Source organism: Micromonospora sp. NPDC051924 (genome assembly GCF_055586005.1).
Genome location: NZ_JBVJJA010000107.1, coordinates 1 through 4,174, shown reverse-complemented (window position 1 = coordinate 4,174; position 4,174 = coordinate 1). Strand labels below are relative to the sequence as shown.

1 protein-coding gene and 3 pseudogenes are annotated in these 4,174 nt (G+C 67.9%); 2 read left to right on the top strand and 2 right to left on the bottom strand.

Annotated features, from left to right (window positions below; translation table 11 throughout):
* Positions 1-193 precede the first annotated feature (193 nt).
* Positions 194-1,508, top strand: a pseudogene (locus ACZ6S5_RS34805) (ISL3 family transposase).
* Between the two features lie 214 nt (positions 1,509-1,722).
* Positions 1,723-2,261 (top strand): annotated as a pseudogene (locus ACZ6S5_RS34800) (IS1634 family transposase); the annotation flags it as partial.
* Positions 2,262-2,277: 16 nt separating this feature from the next.
* On the opposite strand, the gene ACZ6S5_RS34795 reads toward ACZ6S5_RS34800, so the two are convergent.
* Both ACZ6S5_RS34795 and ACZ6S5_RS34790 read right to left on the bottom strand, forming a co-directional pair.
* Positions 2,278-3,216 (bottom strand): cyclase family protein, encoded by a 939-nt coding sequence (locus ACZ6S5_RS34795; RefSeq protein ID WP_466006537.1) that lies wholly within the window; start codon positions 3,214-3,216, stop codon positions 2,278-2,280.
* A 557-nt stretch (positions 3,217-3,773) separates the two neighbouring features.
* A pseudogene (locus ACZ6S5_RS34790) lies at positions 3,774-4,079 on the bottom strand (integrase core domain-containing protein); the annotation flags it as partial.
* Positions 4,080-4,174: the final 95 nt, after the last annotated feature.

Here is a 4,174-nt window from a genome sequence, read left to right as displayed (position 1 = left end):
ACCAACATCGCCCGAGCCACCCGCCAAGCCAACCGCCACTCACACGACCTGATCATCGCCGTGACCAGCAGTTACCCGAGAACGCAATGACCCTGACGGGGCTCCGCTGTGGACATTGACTGATAGATGCCCGCAGCTCTCGTAGATCATGTTGTTGTCGAAGCATGATGATCACAACAGACGAGCTACGGTCGTGGCAAACGATACGATGCGGTTGTTGGGCCTTGACGGCCTGGCCGTGGTCGGGGTCGGCGACGACACCGACGGGCCGGTGGTGCACCTGGTCACCGCTGATGAGCGGGCACGCCAGTGCCCAGACTGCGGCACCCGGGCGCGGCGGTCGAAGGGCCGGCGGGTGAACCGGCCGCGTGACCTGTCGGTCGGTGGCCCGTCGATCGCGGCTGGTGTGGGCCAAGCGCCGCTGGCGCTGCGACGAGCTGGCGTGCCGGCGTCGCTCGTTCACCGGGTCGGTCCCGCCAGTACGGCCACGTAAGCGGCTAACCACACGATTACGGGCTGCGGCCGGGGCGCCGGTGGCCGATGAGGGCCGCACGGTCGTCCAGGCGGCCCGCTACTATGCGCTCTCCTGGCCGGTCGTTGCGGCGGCGTTCACCAGTCACGCCCGGCGGTGCTGCCGGCCCAGCCCGAGCCGGTGCAGGCGCTCGGTATCGACGAGATCCGCCGAGGCCGGCCGAGATGGATCCCCGGCGAGGCCACCGGGATCTGGCAGACCGCCGTGGACCGTTGGCACGTCGGCTTCGTCGACCTGTCCGGCAAGCAGGGCCTGCTCGGGCAGGTCGAAGGGCGCACCGCCCAGGCGGTCATCGACTGGCTGGCCGACCGCGACCAAGCCTGGCGCGACGCGGACCAGTACGTCGCGATCGACATGTGCACGATCTTCAAGTCGGCGATCCGCCGGGTCCTGCCGCAGGCCACCCTGGTCGTGGACCACTTCCACCTGGTGGAGCTGGCGAACCAGACCCTCACCGAGGTCCGCCGCCGGGTCACCGTGACCCACCGCGGCCGGCGCGGCCCGCAAGGGCAACCGTGAGTGGGAACTGCGCAACCGGCTCACCCGCTCCGCCGCCCGGATGCGCGGCGAGCACGTCGACGCTCTCCTCGACGAGCTGTCCAACCTGCCCAGGGTGATCGGCGCGCCGATCACCGTCGTGTGGAACGCCAAGGAAGACCTCCTGAACCTGCTTGCCACCGCCCGGACCCGCCAGGACCGGGAACAGGTCCGCGATCTGCTGTACCGGTTCTACCGCCGATGCGCGACGCCGACCTTCCCGAACTGCAGCGCCTAGCCACAAACCGTCGAGACATGGTGGCCAGAGATCCTTGCGTTCCTGCACACCGGGATCACCAACGCCGGCTCCGAAGGCACCAACCGGGTCATCAAGACCATCGCCCGCGACGCCTACGGCTTCCGCAACCCCGGCAACCAGCGCTTACGCACCCGCTGCGCGACCACCCGTCGAGCCCATGGACACCTCGATGTCCGCTAATTTCGTTGAGCCCGCACCCTGCAATCGTGTTGGCTAGCGGCACCGAACTGTCAGTACCGGCGACCACACCACCCAGCCGCCCGGCCCGTCAGTGGAACGCCATGGACGTCTCACTCGCCCAAAACCCCACGCCTTTTAGGAATTAGCGTCCCGCGCTGCGCGTCGCGACGACATCCGCACATCAGCGTAAGTCGTTTGGTGTCAAGCTTTTGGTCGGTACCGGGCCGAGCGTGCCCGCCGGACCCTGCGCGGCATCGACGAGCAGGTCGCCAAGGCCGAGAAGGCCGTCGCGGGCAAGGCACCGGTCAAGCGCAACCGGTTCATTGACTGGCGCGGCCAAGACCGTCAACCGGCGACTGGAGACCAAGGCACGAGCCCTGGCCGGCCTGAAGGGGTACGTCACCCACCTCGACACGACCGCCGAGTTCGTCATCGACGCCTACCACCGGCTGTTCCAGATCGAGAAGTCGTTCCGCATGCCCAAACACGACGTGCAGGCCCGGCCGATCTACCACCGCAAACGCGACTCGATCGACGCGCACCTGACCATCGTGCTCGCCGCCCTGGCCGTGTCCTGGTGAATCGAGGACCAGGCCGGATGGTCGATCAAGAAGTTCATCCGCCAACGCCCGCTGCTACCGCACCATCCAGATCCAGGCCGGCGCACACACCCTCACCGCCGCCGACCCGCTACCCGACGACGTCCACCGAGCCCTCGCAGCCATCCACAACCGCGCCGGAATTGCGCATTAATTTGAGCCCACTCAGGTCAGAATGTGGCGATCGGGTTGACCGGGCTGCCGGACGTACCGGCGAAGCGGACCGGCGCGACTGCGAGGTGGAAGTCCCACTGGCCGAGCTCGGCAGCCGTCGTCGCGCACACCTCCAAGTCGCAGTTGTCGAGCAGCCACAGACCCATCGCGACGAGGCTCACGGCGTGAACCGGCATCAACACGTCTTCGTACCCCGACGGCTGAACGTCCTGGGGGGTGTCAGCGCCGACCAGCGCGACCTCCCGTTCATGCAGCCACGGCAGGCAGGACGCGTGCCAGCCGGCCTGCGTGAAACCGCTGGCCGCACCGGCCTCGTGCCGGACGCGGCCATAGCCGGTCCGCAGGAGTACCGCATCGCCGGATCGCACCCGCACACCCTGGCGACGCTCGGCCTCCTCGAGATCGTCGGGAAACACACCCTGCCCCGGCTCCAACCACGGCACATCGCGGACCCTCGCAATGTCCAGCAAGACACCACGCGTGACGATCCCGTTCGCCGCCGCCGTGACGGCCGCCCACCCCGATCCCGTCGCGGCGTCGACCAACGAGTGCGACCGCCCGTTGTACATCATGCCGTCCCAGAAGATGTGGCACGGCGAGTCGACGTGGGTGACGGTGTTGCCGTGGAACGTGATGCCCAGCCGCTCGGACGAAAAGCCCCAGCGCCGGTCGGCGCGGAATCCGGGCAGCGGCATGTCCTCGGCACCCGGCATGTCGGCGGCGCACGGGCAGGTTGTCGTCGACCGCTCCATCTCCTCCGGTACGGCAACCTCCCATGCGCACGACACGCTCCTGCCGTGGCGCACGGCCCGCGCCGCCGCCAGCCGGACGTCGTCGGTGATGTGGTTCAGAGTGCCGAGCTCGTCGTCGTCGCCCCACCGTCCCCAGTTCGACAGCGTGTTGAAGTACCCGAGCACGTCGTCCTGCGTGGGCATCGGTCGCCCTGCCGTCATCCCAGCATCGACTCCTCCGGTCACGCGTCTCGAGGCACCGCAGGTAGGGTATCCCGCCCTGGTCGACGCGGAGCCAGGCTTCTGGTGCACCTGGCGGCCTTCGTGCCGGATGTGCACGAGAGCGCGGCAAGTCTGGGCGGGCCATCACGCCAACTGCAGGCGACCGCCGTTCCGGAGCCGGACGGCTCCACGCGCCTGCACCCTGCGCGCTGCGACTCCATCCGCGAGTGGCCGTCAGGTCACTCACCGTTCATCGGAGGCCCCGAGCTGGTCATTGACCTTGTGCAGGAACTGCTCGACGCCCCCAACACCCCGGGCAGAGCCGGCGGGGCCATCACAACCATTCGTTGATGGGGGTGGAGGTGACATCCGCATCTGGCCGCTGGTCGCGAGTTCGTCGCGGGTCCAGTGCTTCCTGCAGCTACGCCAGAACCTAGGTTCGGGCCGTGATTGCGACAATCCGGCAGAGCGCCTTAGTACTCGAGGTCCCTGAGGCGGAAGCGGCAGTGTGTCAAGCCCCGGGTTTGATGGAGAGTTGGTTAGCTGGCTTTCAGGGATGCGGTGACCGGCTGGGTCATCGCGTGTAGTGCCTCGTGTTCGGCGGGTGGGACGTGGCCGAGCTCGCCGTGTAGGCGCCGGTTGTTGTACCAGTCGATGTACTCGACGGTGGCCATCTCCAGGTCGTCGAGTCCGCGCCACGGGCCCTTGTTCCGGACGAGTTCGGCCTTGTACAGGGAGTTGAACGCCTCGGCCATCGCGTTGTCGTACGAGTCGCCCGTGGAGCCGACGGAGGCGACGGCGCCGGCCTCGGCCAGCCGCTGGCTGTAGCGAATCGCCCGATACTGCCTGGTTTCAACCGGTCGTTGCAACGCCTGCTGGTTGGAGTGACCGTAACTGCTCGTCGAGAGCTTCGGCGGGCGTCTTCCAGCCGAGGACCTTG